15 protein-coding genes are annotated in these 16,429 nt (G+C 42.1%); 11 read left to right on the top strand and 4 right to left on the bottom strand.

The genetic code is table 11. From position 1 onward, the window contains the following. The first annotated feature begins 4 nt into the window (after positions 1 to 4). Positions 5 to 1,729 (top strand): assimilatory sulfite reductase (NADPH) hemoprotein subunit, encoded by a 1,725-nt coding sequence (cysI, locus tag NSS82_RS21925; RefSeq protein ID WP_076100127.1) that lies wholly within the window; start codon positions 5 to 7, stop codon positions 1,727 to 1,729. Between the two features lie 1,064 nt (positions 1,730 to 2,793). On the opposite strand, the gene NSS82_RS21920 is transcribed toward cysI, so the two are convergent. Then, a complete protein-coding gene (locus NSS82_RS21920) occupies positions 2,794 to 4,437 on the bottom strand; it encodes a cellulase family glycosylhydrolase (RefSeq protein ID WP_341109897.1) in 1,644 nt (547 codons plus the stop codon). 398 nt (positions 4,438 to 4,835) lie between these two features. On the opposite strand from NSS82_RS21920, the gene map reads away from it, so the two are divergent. Next, entirely contained in the window at positions 4,836 to 5,582 is a 747-nt protein-coding gene (gene map, locus NSS82_RS21915) for a type I methionyl aminopeptidase (protein ID WP_036685786.1), read from the top strand. 54 nt (positions 5,583 to 5,636) lie between these two features. On the opposite strand, the gene NSS82_RS21910 is transcribed toward map, so the two are convergent. Beyond that, positions 5,637 to 6,041 (bottom strand): CBS domain-containing protein, encoded by a 405-nt coding sequence (locus tag NSS82_RS21910; protein ID WP_038572361.1) that lies wholly within the window; start codon positions 6,039 to 6,041, stop codon positions 5,637 to 5,639. 176 nt (positions 6,042 to 6,217) lie between these two features. Here NSS82_RS21910 and NSS82_RS21905 point away from each other — a divergent pair, with 176 nt between their 5' ends. The 6 genes from NSS82_RS21905 (at position 6,218) to NSS82_RS21880 (ending at position 12,152) form a co-directional block, all read left to right on the top strand. Beyond that, entirely contained in the window at positions 6,218 to 8,326 is a 2,109-nt protein-coding gene (locus tag NSS82_RS21905) for a methyl-accepting chemotaxis protein (RefSeq protein ID WP_076273013.1), read from the top strand. Between the two features lie 684 nt (positions 8,327 to 9,010). Beyond that, positions 9,011 to 9,211 carry a cold-shock protein gene (locus NSS82_RS21900; RefSeq protein WP_036685790.1) on the top strand — a complete coding sequence of 67 codons (201 nt, stop codon included), beginning with the start codon at positions 9,011 to 9,013 and terminating at the stop codon, positions 9,209 to 9,211. Positions 9,212 to 9,275: 64 nt separating this feature from the next. Continuing rightward, positions 9,276 to 9,503 (top strand): hypothetical protein, encoded by a 228-nt coding sequence (locus tag NSS82_RS21895; RefSeq protein ID WP_038572358.1) that lies wholly within the window; start codon positions 9,276 to 9,278, stop codon positions 9,501 to 9,503. A gap of 207 nt (positions 9,504 to 9,710) precedes the next feature. Next, positions 9,711 to 10,520: a GNAT family N-acetyltransferase gene (locus NSS82_RS21890; protein ID WP_076105229.1), complete on the top strand. Its 810-nt coding sequence runs from the start codon at positions 9,711 to 9,713 to the stop codon at positions 10,518 to 10,520. 8 nt (positions 10,521 to 10,528) lie between these two features. Further along, positions 10,529 to 11,632 (top strand): LCP family protein, encoded by a 1,104-nt coding sequence (locus NSS82_RS21885; protein ID WP_052097155.1) that lies wholly within the window; start codon positions 10,529 to 10,531, stop codon positions 11,630 to 11,632. Positions 11,633 to 11,702: 70 nt separating this feature from the next. Further along, a complete protein-coding gene (locus tag NSS82_RS21880; RefSeq protein ID WP_036685850.1) occupies positions 11,703 to 12,152 on the top strand; it encodes a DinB family protein in 450 nt (149 codons plus the stop codon). Here NSS82_RS21880 and NSS82_RS21875 read toward each other — a convergent pair. Then, the gene (locus tag NSS82_RS21875) at positions 12,149 to 12,358 is read right to left on the bottom strand and encodes a hypothetical protein (RefSeq protein WP_036685800.1); all 210 of its coding nucleotides are present in this window, start codon (positions 12,356 to 12,358) and stop codon (positions 12,149 to 12,151) included. The genes NSS82_RS21880 and NSS82_RS21875 overlap by 4 nt on opposite strands. 280 nt (positions 12,359 to 12,638) lie before the next feature. Between NSS82_RS21875 and NSS82_RS21870 the strand changes: the two genes are divergently transcribed. Continuing rightward, positions 12,639 to 12,998: a hypothetical protein gene (locus tag NSS82_RS21870; protein ID WP_036685802.1), complete on the top strand. Its 360-nt coding sequence runs from the start codon at positions 12,639 to 12,641 to the stop codon at positions 12,996 to 12,998. Between the two features lie 40 nt (positions 12,999 to 13,038). Here NSS82_RS21870 and NSS82_RS21865 read toward each other — a convergent pair whose 3' ends face one another. Further along, positions 13,039 to 14,310, bottom strand: a complete 1,272-nt coding sequence (locus tag NSS82_RS21865; RefSeq protein ID WP_051491413.1) for a serine hydrolase domain-containing protein — start codon at positions 14,308 to 14,310, stop codon at positions 13,039 to 13,041. 66 nt (positions 14,311 to 14,376) lie between these two features. Here NSS82_RS21865 and NSS82_RS21860 point away from each other — a divergent pair, with 66 nt between their 5' ends. Both NSS82_RS21860 and NSS82_RS21855 read left to right on the top strand, forming a co-directional pair. Next, positions 14,377 to 15,060, top strand: a complete 684-nt coding sequence (locus NSS82_RS21860; RefSeq protein WP_038572354.1) for a response regulator transcription factor — start codon at positions 14,377 to 14,379, stop codon at positions 15,058 to 15,060. Between the two features lie 2 nt (positions 15,061 to 15,062). After that, positions 15,063 to 16,337, top strand: a complete 1,275-nt coding sequence (locus tag NSS82_RS21855) for a HAMP domain-containing sensor histidine kinase (RefSeq protein WP_076105230.1) — start codon at positions 15,063 to 15,065, stop codon at positions 16,335 to 16,337. Positions 16,338 to 16,429: the final 92 nt, after the last annotated feature.

The following is a 16,429-nucleotide window of genomic DNA, read 5'->3' as shown; positions in this document are numbered from 1 at the left end:
AACAATGGCAAACAATGAAAAGGTTAAGCCGATCGGCGGGCCTCCAAGTGATGTTGAACACATTAAGCAAGAGAGTAACTATCTGCGGGGCGCGCTTGTTGAGACATTAAGCAATCCGATTACCGGAGGTTTGCCGGAAGATGATAATCGGCTGCTGAAATTTCACGGAAGTTATATGCAGGACGATCGGGATTTACGCAATGAGCGTGAACGGCAAAAGCTGGAGCCTGCATTTCAGTTCATGCTTCGTGTAGTTGCCCCAGGCGGGGTAGCGACACCAGAGCAGTGGCTAGTGATGGATGATCTGGCACAAAAATACGGTAATGGGACCTTACGTCTGACTACCAGACAGGCGTTTCAAATGCACGGGGTACTCAAATGGAATCTTAAGAAAACCATTCGCAGCATTAATGATACGCTGATGACGACGCTGGCAGCTTGCGGCGATGTTAACCGTAACGTAATGAGTAATCCGAATCCTTACCAGTCAGAGGTGCATGCAGAGGTCTATGAATGGGCGCGCAAAGTGAGTGATCACTTATCCCCACGTACTCCCGCCTACCATGAGATTTGGCTAGACGGTGAAAAGGTAGTAGATAGCTTAGGCGAACGTGCGGAAGTAGAACCAATCTATGGTCCGGTATATTTACCTCGTAAATTTAAGATTGGTTTAGCGGTGCCACCTTCTAATGATGTGGATGTATTCTCGCAAGATCTGGGTTTTATCGCTATTCTGGAAAATGAGAAGCTAGTAGGCTTTAACGTTTCTGTAGGCGGCGGTATGGGGATGACTCATGGGGATACCAGTACTTATCCTCAGTTGGGACGTATTATTGGTTTTTGCCGTCCCGAACAGTTGATTGATGTGGCAGAAAAGACCGTAACGATCCAGCGGGATTATGGCAATCGCTCTGTCCGCAAAAATGCAAGGTTCAAATATACGATTGACCGCCACGGTCTGGAATGGTTCGTTGACGAACTGCATGAAAGACTCGGATGGCAGCTTGAAGCGGCACATGATTATCATTTTGATCACAACGGAGACCGTTACGGCTGGGTGAAGGGTACCAATGGAAAATGGAATCTGACACTTTATATCCAAAGCGGACGGATTCATGACCAAGAAGGATACACCTTGATGACTGGCTTGCGGGAGATTGCTAAAATCCATACTGGAGATTTCCGGCTAACGCCGAATCAGAATCTAACGATTGCCAACGTCACTACTGCCAAAAAACGAAAAGTAGCTGAGCTGGCTAAACAGCATGGACTTACAGATGGAGCACATCTTTCTGCATTGCGGCGCAGCTCCATGTCCTGTGTAGCACTGCCAACCTGCGGACTTGCGATGGCTGAAGCGGAACGTTATCTGCCTTCGTTGATAGATAAGCTGGAGCTTGTTATAGATAAAGCTGGTTTGCGCGACGAGGAAATTGTAATCCGGATGACCGGCTGCCCTAATGGATGTGCTAGACCGGCGCTGGGTGAAATCTCGTTTATCGGCAAGGCTCCAGGCAGATATAATATGTATTTAGGAGCAGGCTTTACGGGTGATCGCCTGAATAAAATGTATAAAGAAAACATAGATGAGAAGGAGATCCTAGAGACGCTTGAACCTATTCTTCACCGATATGCCAAAGAACGTCAACAAGGTGAGCATTTTGGAGATTTCGTGATCCGTGCAGATTATGTTAAAGCCGTTACCTCTGGGCTTAATTTCCATGACTAAATGAAAGTAGATTTAAAAATGTCCCGGGGCCAGTTGGATGGCTGCCGGGGTATTTTTTGTGGTTTGGGCGTAGTTAGGTGCGCGAGGTGTCGTGTCGTACACAAAATGCTCCAGAGGTAAAGACGGTAGACAAGAGTAAATGAGCAGCAGATAAGCAGCAGATAAGCAGCAGATAAGCGCATACGAGTAGTAGATGAGCGGAAGATGAGTAGTAGATGAGCGATAGTAGAGTAGTAGATGAGCAGCAGATGAGCGCGACGAGCGACAGTAGACTAACATGGTGACGGACTCAGGAGCCCTTATTTCCTGAAATCTTGCCTAATTGCAGAGTATTCGGACCCCAGCGCCGTTATGGGGATGAAAAGAGGCAGGAACAGGCCTTTTTCAGAAGAATAGCGTCTCTCCAGTCCGAAAGTTGCTCAAAACGGCTTAAATCGCACAAATAGCATCATCTGAGTCCGAAAATCTCAACAAAGCGCTCAAAAGGTAAAGAACGGCAGATGAGCGGAAGATGAGTAGTAGATGTCCGATGGTGGAGCAGCAGATGAGCGGCAGATGAGCGATAGTAGATTAACGTCAGAGTAATGAAAGAGTCGAATTAAATAGTGTGAAAGAGTGAAATCAGATCAGTAGGAGCAACAGTAGAGTAGTACGCAGAATAGCCAAACAAAAGAGCAGCAACCGACTAGCGGAACAATAGACGAGCAATAGTAAACTAACATCAAAGTAGTAACAGTCCAGCAGCAGACTAACAGCAGTAGATCACCGTTGACTGACAAATCTAGCAGTCGCCTTTATTTGATCTACAATAATCTAGTAAGATCCCAACATTTGCGCTACAACAGATCCATCAAAGTAGTAACAGTCCGACAGTAGACTAACATCAAAGTAACAACAGTTCGGGAGCAGACTAACAGCAGTAGATCAATGTTGACTGACAAATCTAACAACAGTCATCTTTTGAGCTACTATAAGTAAGCATTATCCTAACATCTGCGCTACAACAGATCTAATTTTAAAAACCAGCAAGTCCCCAATCTTGGGAGGCTCGCTGGTTTATGTTTTTAAGGAGCGATGCCGGAGAGCAGTACATCGTTTTGATACAAGGTTACTTTGTTCCAAGTGCTGAAGGAAACTTTGGTTGGGTCGAACGAATAGTCATTTGCTTCATTGAAGTTAGACCAGTCGCTTTTATGCACTCGTAATTGGATTTCTCCTGACTGTCCACCGGCAGGTATGGAGCCCGCGCTAGCGTTGAAAGTAAGCTCAACATAAGAGTCGGCGTTCGTTCCACTAGTGGACCCAAGGGCAACCGATATATTAGAAGCACCGATCTGCGCCCAATCGATCAGACCATTGAGGGAGGCGCTTCCATCTTTAGTAAAGTAATAACGAATTTTCAGTCCATTTAGATTGACTGCCGTTGTTCCGTTGTTATAAATGTTGAAGTAAGGTTTGATTGAGTTATCTGTAGCATTGGTATCTGCTGCACGGTAGTAAAGTGCCAGATTACTGGATGGCGAGCCGGTAGGAGTGGCTGTAGGTGTTACTGTTGCTGTTGGCGTTGGTGTTGGTGTTGGCGTTGGTGTTGGTGTTGGCGTTGGCGTTGGTGTTGGCGTTGGTGTAGGTGTAGGTGTAGGTGTAGGTGTAGGTGTAGGTGTAGGTGTTGTGCCACCATCCGGCACAGGTTGGTAACCAGGCGTTGTATAAATTTTATTAAGCACGGAGGTTGCTAAGGTTCCGTTTGCTCCATTAACGACTGTATTTCCCCAGTTGCTGAGTGTTCCTGCTGGACCGCTGGCTAGATCCAGATATTCGACGCCTCCGCCATTACCATACCAGGACCAGGCGAGCCATCCTACCTTTTTTTCCTTAGTGTAGCTCATAATGGTGGCTTCATCGACATCTCCACCCGTGTGCTTGTCACCGAATTCGCCGATAATCACGGGGGCTCCAATGGCCAAGGCACTGTCGATATTGCTCTTAACGGTAGCAGCATTACCTCCGGCATATTCGTACATATGAATCGAGAAAATAGTATTTTTTAAGGTATCTGAATTATATACAGCCTGACCACTAGTGAAAATGGATTGTGGGTATTGACCCCATCCCGCTGCATCTACAACTAAAGTGTTCTTAATGCCCGCATTTCTTAACGCCGGAATTGCCGCTTGGTAACCACTGGCCCATGTTGCAGTGTTCCAAGAACCGTACCATTCATTAGCAATATTCACAATGACACGATCTTCTTTACCAATCAAAGCATCCTTGATGCTGATCCAATAGTTGACTGCAGCGTTAAGATCAGATGTGTTGTCTGAGCCAGTAGCATCATGCACTTCCAGCATGGCAATCAATTTATACTGATCACAAAGCTTAAGAATATTTTGGACATCCGCCAAGGTATCGAGAGACCACTTGCTGCCATTAGAAAGTACAATTCTGACGGTATTGGAGCCAGTGGCTGCAATGGCCGGTATTGCAGTAGCCAGATCGTTTTTGTACCAAGTGTGTGCATGATTAACCCCACGCATTACAAAAGGACTGCCGGTGGCATCATACAAAGTGGTACCGCTTACATAAAAGCCCTTAACAGAAGTGTTTGCTGCCGCTGCCTGCTGTTGAGGTAAAGAAATAGAAAGAGTAAGGATACTAATTAATACTAACAAACTGATTTTCCGGAACGAAAAATGCTTACTGAATTTCATCAACATTTCCTCCTTAATCAAATAGGGTTGCTTCTTAGATTATGCGTATCCTTCAGGTGGTTGCAGTAAATGCACTCAATTACAGGCATGTATCACCTCCTCAGTTATTTTGAATATAACATATAAAGGAATTTTTAGGAATAATAAATAATTTAACGATAACAATAATTTTATGTTTTATTAGAAAATAAGACGAAGTGCTGATCAGGCACTCGTCTTTCATCTAACATTATCATAAAAAATGATGTTATTTTTAGATTCAGGAAGGAAAATATAATTTTTTTTGCCTAATGATTTGGATTTCTCGCGATTTTCTTTCATAATATAAAGGGTAAACTAAATACAAAAGAAGAACCGTTGCCCGAGAGCGATGAGTTCTGTACAGAAGAGGCGATATTATGATTATCATGAAAACGATGGAAGAGATCGAAAAAATGCGTGCGGCGGGAAAAATTCTCGCTGAATGTCATCGTCAAATTGCGCAAATTTTGCAGCCTGGTATTACGACCTGGGAAATTGATGAATTTGCAGAAAAATTTATATTGTCTCAAGGAGCTACTCCTGAGCAAAAAGGATATAATGGGTACCCGTACGCAACCTGTGCATCTGTAAATGATGTAATATGCCACGGATTCCCGAAAAAAGAGCCGCTAAAAGACGGGGATATCGTAACCATTGACATGGTTGTTAACTTAAACGGCTGGTTGGCAGATTCGGCCTGGTCTTACGGCATTGGCAATATTAGTGAACAGGCGACCAAACTTCTAGACACTACTAAGGAATCGTTATTCCGTGGAATCGAGCAGGCGGTTGCAGGCAACCGTATCGGGGATGTTGCGCATGCCATCCAAGTTTATGCAGAGTCTAACGGATTTTCTGTAGTACGTGATTTTATTGGCCACGGGATCGGTTCAGAAATGCATGAAGCTCCGGAAGTGCCTCACTATGGTCCAGCAGGGAGAGGGCCTCGTCTTAAAGAGGGGATGGTATTTACCATTGAGCCCATGCTGAACACAGGCAGTTACAGAACAAAAATTGATGCGGATGGTTGGACTGCGCGTACCATTGACGGCGGATTGTCAGCACAATATGAGCATACTTTAGCGATTACCCCACAAGGAACGATTATCCTGACTGAACTGTAATTTTGATGAAAAATAAAATGACCAGTCTCCGTAATGGAGATTGGTCATTTTTTATTAATCTGTAATGTTGCGAGTGTAATATTCAATGATATCTTTTCTCCTAATAATTCCAACAAATACACCCTCATTATCAATCACAGGAACGAAATTCTGATCCGCAGCAAGCGTCAGCATATCCTCCATTTCTGCATTAATGAGAACACTTTCGTTATGAACATGCTTTTGGATGTCGCTTACTGGAACTTCCCCTATATTGTCAAAGGTTAAATCTGCTGTGTTTTTCAGCTTCCACAATAGATCACCCTCCGAAAGTGTTCCTACATATTTTCCTTCATTATCAATAATAGGGATAGCCGTGTAATGGTGCTGTTCTAATTGTTCTAAGGCTTCCAGCATGGATAGTGAGTTAGTGATATAGGCAACTTGATCTTTTGGCAACAAAAAAGAGGATATTTCCATCGGCATGAACTCCTTTGTATTATGTTTTTTTGATTAGGCTACTTTTATTTAAACATACTTTTGGAATGGATAGAATTTTAAATTTTCATCCCTTGAATTATAGGTAATAAGTCCTATTGAATAGAGGTCGTATTTTGTCGATTAAAGATATATTATCCTAGAGTGGAGTTGTTCAGATGGCATTGTATCGAAGGCTTTCTTTAACGTTTAAGTTTGTTATGGTGGTAAGTTTAGTAATTATTGTGATCTTTTTCTTTAGTTTAGTCGCAAACCTGGCTAATCTGCGTAGTGTGAGCATATCCAACGGTGAACTTCAGGCAGAGATCGCAGGGAAAAGTTATGCGGAGACCATTCAGAATAGAATGATAGACATTCAGTCGACGGGTGAAGCGCTCGCTGAGGTACTGATTGAATCAAGAGAACGTCAAACCTTGGACCGTGAAGATGTTGTTTCTACAATGAAAACTATGCTTGAGCACAGACCAGAAATTTTTGGGATGAGCATATTATGGGAACCCAATGCTTTTGATCAGAACGATCAGGCTAATATAAATAAGATGCCATATGATGACGGTACGGGGCGTTTTATTCCTTATGTCTTTAGAAATCAAGGTGCAATTAAGGTTGAACCCTTAAAAAATTACGATGTAGAAGGTGCGGGTGATTATTACCTTTTACCTAAAAAAGAGAAAAAACCGGTCTATATTGAACCCTATTCCTATGAGACGACTGGTGGAGCAATAGAGATGATTTCGGTCATGCTGCCGATTTTGGATAAAACGGGTGCATTTCTTGGGACTGTAGGGTTCGATGTTTCGTTAACCCAATTGCAGGAAGAAGCTGTTAACTATAAACCTCTGGGAGGTTATGTTTCTTTAATCACTGGTAATGGCAAATATGCAGCCAATCCAAATGATCCTCAAAGTGTACTCAAAGAGTTCGGTGATACAGAAGATAAAACAGTACTGTGGAAGCGTGTGAAGAATGGGGAGGCCACACTGGGATACACGATAAATTCCAAGGGAGAAGACGTGCTGCGGACTTTTGTTCCGATACCAATGCCTGGAAGTGACCAGGTCTGGTACACACAGACAGCGATTTCTAAGGATGTTATCATGGCTGATTATGAACAAGCCAAAACAGAATTTTTTATTATTATGATTATTGGTATTTTGATTTTAGCTGTTATTGTTGGTCTTCAGCTATGGTTGATGGTAGTTAAACCGCTTCGCTTGTTATCTGATAAATTGCAGCTGATGTCTCAGGGTGATTTGACTCAAACCCTGCAGGTTCGAAATGATGATGAATTCGGCAAGATGGCTACACATTTTAATCATATGACCCATAAGCTTCGAGAAATGTTTGGACTTGTTGCTGATTTATCAATGTCTGTGGGAGCTACCTCTGAAGAGCTGACAGCTAACGCTGAGCAGACTGGGAAAGCTGCTGAACAAATTGCTGTGGCAATTGGACGAGTAGCCGAAGGAGCGCAGCTGCAGAGTGATTATGCGGGTGATTCTTCAATGGCGATGAGCGAGCTGAATGTTGGAGTGCAACGGATCGCTGACTCTTCGTCATCGGTGTCTGCGTCTGCAGATGAAGTTACCGATCAGACGAAAAAGGGCAGTGCGCAGCTTCAAATGGCAGTGAACCAAATGTCAGAGTTAAAGCTGTCTGTGGATGAGACGAGTCTGGCAATCGAACGTTTAGGCGAACGATCTGCTCAGATCAGCGGGATTATAGGCCTGATTTCGAACATAAGTAAACAGACCAATCTGTTGGCACTAAATGCGGCTATTGAGGCGTCCAGAGTGGGTGAACATGGCCGAGGTTTTGCTGTAGTGGCCTCAGAAATTCGTATGCTGGCAGATCAGACTAAAAAAGCTGCCGAACAAGTTACTGCTTTGGTTGAAGATGTGGTGCAAGATACTAATCAAGCTTCACAAGCAATGGCTGTCGGCAATGAAAAAGTAATTCTTGGTGTGCAAAGTGTATCTGATAGTGATCTTTTATTTACTTCGATTCTGACAGAGATGACGCAGGTGACTGATCAAATCCAAGAGGTGTCAGCAGCTGCACAGCAGATGACCGCGGGTACGGAGCAAATTTCAGTTACAGTTAAACAATTAGCCGATCTTGCTTCGGAAGCTTCATCTGACTCCCAAAGTGTGGCAGCAGCCTCAGAGGAGCAGCTTGCTTCTATGGAAGAGATCTCAGCTTCGTCGGAGTCACTTAGCTCAATGGTGCAAGACCTGTTGGATAAATTGTCCTATTTTAAAATTTAAATTCCCTTTTCAAATTTTAGAAAAAGGGCTATCCCCTAAGCTATGAAAATGACTGCTGTGTCGAAAGCACATGCTTAGTCACTGGAAAATACGCTTAGTAACCTGCTAAGGGACACAGTGGTCCTTAAACGTAGGATTATCCGATATTTGGAATGTTATCGGACTCCAGTGCAGCTATTGGCCCAAAAAATGCTTAATATGAGCCTCTTTCCAAGGAATAACGTCGCTGGTGTCCGAATTCTAGCTGTAAAGGATAAAAACATGTAAATAACGTCAACTGAGTCCGAAAGCCCCGCAGGATAATGAAAGTGTAGTTGAAGCAGACCGCGAATGACCAAAAAACGCCGAACAGCGATTCTTCGAGAACAGAAGAATCGCTGTTTTGTTGATTTTAAGATTTTGAAAGTGAGGAGGTCAGTCTCCACTCGTAGAATCACTTATGACACAGCTCCTTCTTTCTTCCCATTTTGTTCATAATGCAGAAGAGTATCTATTTGGTGTTAGCTGTGCTATAATCAATCTATCGAAAGTATTTACCTGGCGAATTCACATAGCGTAGAGGGTTATTCTTTAGACGTTAATAACCTTGTACCATATGTGAATTTTTATTTTTTTAGAGATTTTGTAAGAGATTTTTTGAGGATAAGAATAACATGTAAATAAAAATAAGGTGGTAATTATATTATGCAAACAGGAACAGTGAAATGGTTTAACGCAGACAAAGGTTTTGGTTTTATCGAGGTTGAAGGTGGAGAAGATGTATTCGTACATTTCAGCGCAATTACTGGTGACGGATTCAAGTCCCTGGATGAAGGACAACGTGTAGAATTTAACGTAGTTCAAGGCAATCGTGGTCAACAAGCTGAGAATGTTGTAAAACTGTAAGTAGTAAAATGAATCCCCAAACGTATCGTTTGGGGATTTTTTTATAGAAAGGTGGCGGATGTAAATGCAGGTGTTTGAAGACTGGAATTTAAAAGTTAAGAAAACCTTTAACGCTACAAGTAACAAGGAAGTATTGACGGTATCTGAAGCGGGAAGCTTGCTTGGGCTGTCTAAAGATCAAATGAAAAGTTATGTAGATCAGCATAAGTTGACTAAAGTTCCGATCATGAGAAGTGTCGTCAGATATCTTTTACTGAAGAGCGAGATCGATATGATTGTGAAAAAAACCTAAGATCATCATTAATAAATAGGGTAGACCAATCCTTGATAGGATATGGTCTTTTTTTGTCTCACAAATTTCTTATAAATAGAAACTTATCGACCCGAAGATCGTCTATAATAATGGGATATTTTAGGTAACAGTGTCATCCAGCAAAAAATATCCTCACATACTGGTGGTTATCTATCAAAACATTACGTGATATCTAAGGAGAAAATTATGAAACGACTAGAGAGTAAAGATTATTACAAAGCTATTGAGCCTTTAGGAAAAGTGAAAATAAATACGATGTTCGCTGAGTCAGTGGTGAAGCAAGTCATACCTGGCAGCTTATATGTTGACGATATCGTTAACCCGCGTGCTTTTTACATTGCACACCCTTGTGGAATGTCTTTATTAATTGGTGAGTCGGATAATGAAGAGTTTAAGCGCGACCTTTTTGATTACATAACCAATAAAAATATGATTCGGCATCATCAAGAGTTGCTGCAGGCTGATCCAGCGGGAGGTTGGCCGGAAGTTATCGCTCATTGGAGTGAACAGGAAATGCTCCATAGAAATACAAGGGTCAACTTCAGCTTTAACCGCGAGAGATATCTGAACCAGAAAGCTTCTTATCTTAACCAAGACCTTGAAGTGGTGCGAATGAACAAAGAACGGTTTATGGCGGCAACAGGAGGTGTCAATCCTAAGGATTTTTGGAGGAATGAAGAGCAATTTCTTGCTGAGGGGCTGGGCTTCAATATTCTTGACGCTGGGGAAATTGCCTCTACGGCATTTTCGGGTTTTGTTAATGAGCATCAACTGGAAATTGGCATAGAAACCTCAGAAGCACATCGGGGGAAGGGCTATGCCTGCGCTGTCTGTTCAGCCTTAATCGAATACTGTCTAGAACATCAGCTTGAGCCGGTGTGGGCGTGTCGTCTGGATAACGAAGGTTCTTTCAACTTAGCGCATAGATTAGGCTTTGAGACAACCTACATGATTCCCTATTATCGGCTGGTAGAATCCGTCATCAGGAAGGGTTAAGGATCCGAATGAAAAATAAACAGATTACCCATTCAGCTTCTTCTTTTTCTTTAAGTAGAATTGAGAAAAAGAAGGTGAAGAAGAAAACTAAGACCAGCAAGAAAAAAAAGATCTGGCTATTTACGCTTGCTATCGTACTTATTGCTGGGCTAGGATCTTATGTTTTTCGTAAAGAACTGCTGATTTTCGGATTTAATAATGTTGTGGCTCCGACTATTGAACACACGCTTGATGGGTCATACGTTCCTTTAAAAAATAATGAAAATGCTGAAGCTCCTGGATTCCAACCCACGACGGATAATAAGGATCGTCCATTTTCTATCCTCCTATTGGGTACTGATCAGCGGGGAAAAGAGAACGGGCTTTCTGATTCGATTATATATACTGTGATTCGGCCAGTTGATCATAAAGTATTGTTCGTGTCGATCCCTCGTGATTCCTATGCAGAAATTATCGGAGCGGAAAATGTTAAAGGAGCTAGGAAAGAAACCAAGATTAATGCAGCACATTCCTATGGCGGTCCTCAGATGAGTGTAGACACCGTTAAAAATTTATTAAACGCGCCTATCGAATATTACGCTACTATTAATTTCAACGGTCTTGTGGGCGTTACAGATGCTCTAGGGGGTGTTGAACTTCCGATTACCAAGGTGATTGAGAACAAGAGCCCGGATCATGAGAAATTAAGAATTGAACCGAACAAACCGATTTATTCTGGCGCTGAAGCATTAATGTATGTAAGATACCGTGAGGATTCTGATTTTAAACGAACGGAGCGGCAGCGGATCTTTTTGAAATCTGCGCTTGAACGGATGAAGAGAGTAGATAATATCCTTAATATACAGAAAATCATCGAAATAGCAGGCAGTAATTTCCAAACCAATATGAAGTCAGACTTTATTCTTGATTTGGCGAAAAGAGTAATTCTCGAGGGGGGTACTCCTGAGATCACAAGCCATATGTTGCAGGGTGAAGGCAGACGGAAGGATCAATGGTATTATATGCTTGACGAAAATGATGTGAAGCGTACCCATGAGTTGATTGAGATTTGGCTGAATCCTGACTCTACCGATATGGATCTGGCCGCAGCTTCTGCGGATGACGCAGCATAGATGTTGTGACTGAATTATTTTATTTTTCATGTGGAGGTTGATCTCTCTGGCTGCAAAAACAAATGAGCAAATGTTACTCGAATTTAAGTCCCTCATCCCGTTCGTAGAATCTTTAGGGGAAGTATCAGACAAACATTGGAATCAGCCTATTGCAGCTGGTAAATGGACTGTAAAGGATATCATCTGTCATCTCATGTTATGGGATAAATATTTTTATGAAGGTGCGATTAAGAAAATAATTCTCCGGGAACCGATCACAACTAAGCATTTGGATTTTAACGAGTTTAATGCTAACGCTGTAGAATATGCTAAATTATTATCTGAACAAACATTAATTGAACAATTTGTTCGTTATAGAACTAAAATCATAGATGCAGCTGCAGGGTTAACGGAAGATGAATTCAATCAGGAATATAAGGACGGAGATCGCAAAAAATTCAGCGTTCGCAAGTATTTGAGAAGTTTTATCCCACATGATAAGCATCATAAAAAACAGATTGAGCAGTTCTTGAAACCTTAAACCTTGGCGCGATTTTGAACTAACTTCATGGATTGGCGTATGAGGATAGGACCAAACATGCTTCCGGCAGAGGCGGCAATTAAGGAATGGAAGGGAAATTTTATAGCAAAATAAAAGACCCATCCAGCAACAATATCAATAAGGATGAACTTCTTGATCTCGGATAATGGAATGGTCACGAAGACAATAGATTGTTTGTTTCTCACAGCAATGACCTCCTAATTTTAAGAAAACATCTTATAAATCCACTGTTCATTCTATTTTGGAACTAAGATGTCCCATTCCGTCTAAATCTACAATCGAATCGTAAAAAAAGGAAGTATGCCTTGCGGATCTTTTTCGCAAAGTGTACTTCCTTTTTTGTATGTGAGGATATTATCTGACTAATATTTGGCAGGGTATGGAAAGTCACAGAAGATATATTCAATCACTAGTACAATGTAAGCGTTATCTTTTTGTGAAAATATATCCTAAAGGAGCTAAGCTATGAGAGTGAAGAGACTATCTTTTAACCAGCTTGTGTTTATCTGTTTAGGTTTTCAATACTTGTTAATGCGTTTGTTCTCTGCCGGCGAGGCGATCGTTATCACATCGATAGAGCTAGTAATATATATTGTTTATACTGTCGCCACCCTTGCCGGATTGTTTCTCCGGAGCAGACGAATTGATAGTGAAGCTGTATCTGGGTTGTCGTCGTTATTTTTCAGCGTGTTATGGACGGTATCTTTGTTCTCACAGTTTCGGAAAGAAAGTTATCCAAATGCTTTAACAATCATTAATTCGCTGGGGGTGTCTTCAGCGGTAATCGTGATGCTCACACAATTTATTATTTTGGCCAAGGCTTAGGCTTTAGCTGAAAAAAAAGGCGGGTGCCCCAGCAGCCATTTCATGGCTTATGCGGCACTCGTTTGTTTTTTTTCATCCCCAGAAATGAAAGCTCACCCTGTTCATTCCGTTTAAATTCAAATTCACTGTCATGCTTGGTATGATGGAATCTTGTTTCTGAGATAGGATAGAACGGTGTAACCTCTTCATCATTCCAGACAAAATAATAGTCCTGGCCCCTACGCTCTACGCTCGCTTTGCAGCCAAATCCCTCATAGGTCCCCATATATTCAGCATACATGCTATCATCAAGTGGGAAGGCTTGCGGGAATATCGGCATCTCGGCAGGCTCACCGAATACTAATCCAGATAGAGATTCCGTTAACTTGGTAATGGGGACACAATCATAATTGGTCAACATGATGACGGTCGTCTGCTCTTCTGGATATCTGTGCATTTCACTTCGGAAGCCGCGATAAGCGCCGCCGTGATACATTCTTTTGCGATCATAACGTTCGTCCAAAAACCAACCAAAACGATATTTGAGATTACTTGAATGAAAAGCCATCTCCAAAGTATCGTGGGATACTAATTGATCGGAGTATAACGCTTGATCCCACAGGAAAAGATCAGCAGCCGTCGAATACATAGCACCCGCTGATAGGATAGAGCTCATATTTATGTATTCACCCTGAGTATACTCACCCCATGAGGAATGATAAGGTGAGGCTAATTTTGAAATGATTTGCTGATTGTTATAAACTCCTGTATTTACCATGCCAAGAGGCTGTAATATAAAAGTAGTGATATAATCTTCAAATGTCATGCCTGTAATCTTCTCAATAATCATTCCTAATAAATAATAACCTGAATTATTATAGGAAAACGATGTGCCAGGCATAAATGCAGGCGGTTGACTCACAAATAGCTGTAACATCTCCAGTGGAGTCAGCTTCAGCTTATTTAATTTTTGATTGTATTCGGGTAGAGAAGTGTAGTTGGCTATACCCGAGGTATGTCCCAGCAGATGAAGGACGGTAATCCCCTCGAATGCATGCTGTTCAGGAAGATACTTAAGGATCGGATCTTCCAGTCGCAGACGTTTTTGTTCTTTTAGCATCAGAATTGCCATGCCAGTGAATGACTTGGTTAATGACCAGATCCGGAATTTGGTATCTATAGTGTTCGGAACCTGATGTTCAAGATTCGCATATCCGTATGCTTTTTGTAGCTTGATTTCTCCATGCTGAGCTATTAAGACTGTGCCGCTCAGTGGCCAGCTTTGTTCGTATTTTTCTAAATATTGCTCCAGACGCTGGGATTGTTTATCCACAGGTAACCCCTCCTTAAAGGCATATTCTAACATAATACTAAATTCTGTTGAAGCGGAGAGAAATGCATGAGATATGATTGTTTAATTATTGATGATGAAACTGAACTTGCGGAGAGCACCTGCGAATATTTTAATTTGTTTGATGTTCAAACCGCGTTTGTTACAAGCGCTGCTGCCTGCCGGAGCTTTTTGCGTGAGCATCAAGTCTCAATGTTACTGCTTGATATTAATTTAGGCGGTGAATCCGGCTTCCAGTTATGCAAAGAGCTGCGTCAGACGATGGGGATTCCTATCTTGTTTATTAGTGCCCGCTCCAGTGAAGATGATGTATTGATTGCTCTTGATATCGGAGGAGATGACTATATTCATAAGCCGTATACCCTGAGAGTGCTGCTCGCAAAAGTGAAGGCAGTGCTTAAACGCCACAATAACGAAGTTATAGCTGAGGCAGCGGTCCTTCAAGCCGGCTCTATCCAGATAGACCCTGAACTTAGGAGGGCAAGCCTTAATGGCGTAGCTCTCAAGCTGAAAACGATGGAATATAAACTGCTCAGCTATTTGATTCAGCATAAAAATAGGGTAATCCCCAAAGAGGAGTTATTTACAGAGGTATGGGGAGATGTTTTTGCGGGGGATGGCACCTTAAATGTACATATTCGCCATCTACGCGAGAAGATTGAGCAGAATCCTAATGATCCTCAGTACATCCGTACAGTATGGGGCATCGGTTATGCTTTTGAGGACAAATAGTTATGACTAAAAAACTGCTGTTGGCTCTTCTACTTACTATATTTGCCGCAAGTTTAACGCTCACATTCCTAATTCTTAATTTGCAGGAGGAGACAGGAACAGATAGAGTGGCTATCAATACCATTGTGAAGCTCACGGAACAGAACTGGGACAGGCTTGATCCGAAGCTGTACAAGGAAGGTCCTTATGAATTTGCCATTATCGATACCGCGGGAGTACTTAAATATCAGACGGGAAATGCGATTTCCGTTACCGTTAACGAAGCCATCAACAATCGGGATACTCTAGTGGACGTTTTTGTTCAGGATAAGATGGTGGGTAAGGTGATTATTAATAATGATTACCGTGCGATTTTTATACATATGAAAAAACAATTTATACAAGTTTCTATTGTGATGCTGCTACTGCTTACGGTTTTAGGCATTCTCTATATTTGGTTCCTGAATCGATCGGTTCTCCGTCCATTTCGCAAAATGCAGCTATTCGCGAAGCATATCGCGAGAGGTGATCTGGAAGTTCCGCTGGAGATGGATCGTAATCATCTGTTTGGTGCTTTTACCGAAAGCTTTGATATGATGCGGGAAGAGCTTGCAGCGGCTAGACACAGCGAATATTTGGCGAATAAAAGTAAAAAAGAACTGGTTGCTAGTCTCAGTCATGATATTAAAACACCAGTTGCTTCGTTAAAGGCGATCACGGAACTGATGTTATTAAGCGCAAGGGATGAGAAGACCAGCAGACAGCTTAACACTTTGTATTCCAAAGCGGATCAGATTGATCGTCTGGTGACCGATATGTTCCATTCGACCTTAGAGGAACTAAATGAACTTAAAGTCAGCTTAACGGAGGAGCAAAGCCACCTGCTGATCCAAATTATAAATAATGTAAATTTCTATGAACGGATTTTAGCAGCAGCAGTGCCTGACTGTATCATTACGGTGGACTCCTTGCGGCTGCAGCAGGTGATTGATAATGTTGTGAATAATTCCTACAAATATGCCTACATAGACACACCTATTGATATTAAGTTCGAGATTACGGATCATTATCTGGAGGTAGATATTCTGGATTATGGCCCCGGAGTTCCTGAGGAGGAGCTGCCTTTAGTATTTAATAAATTTTTTCGGGGCAGTCTGGCCGTGAGCCAGAATGGTGCGGGTCTAGGCCTGTACATTTCCCGTTATATGATGCAAAAAATGCAAGGCGACATTGTGTGCTCCAATCGGGAGGATGGATTTACAGTCAAACTGCTAATTCCTTTAGCAGGACAGAATTAAGAATTAGCTAAGGATTGCACAAAGACATGTTAAGAACATTTAACGTACGATAAGGTTGCAATTACGAATGAGCTTGTGATTGCAGCCATTAT

The sequence above is a fragment of the Paenibacillus sp. FSL H7-0735 genome (assembly GCF_038008505.1).
Classification (GTDB): domain Bacteria; phylum Bacillota; class Bacilli; order Paenibacillales; family Paenibacillaceae; genus Paenibacillus_AQ; species Paenibacillus_AQ odorifer.
Note: the sequence above shows the minus strand (reverse complement) of the source record. Positions and strands in the feature narration are given on the sequence as shown.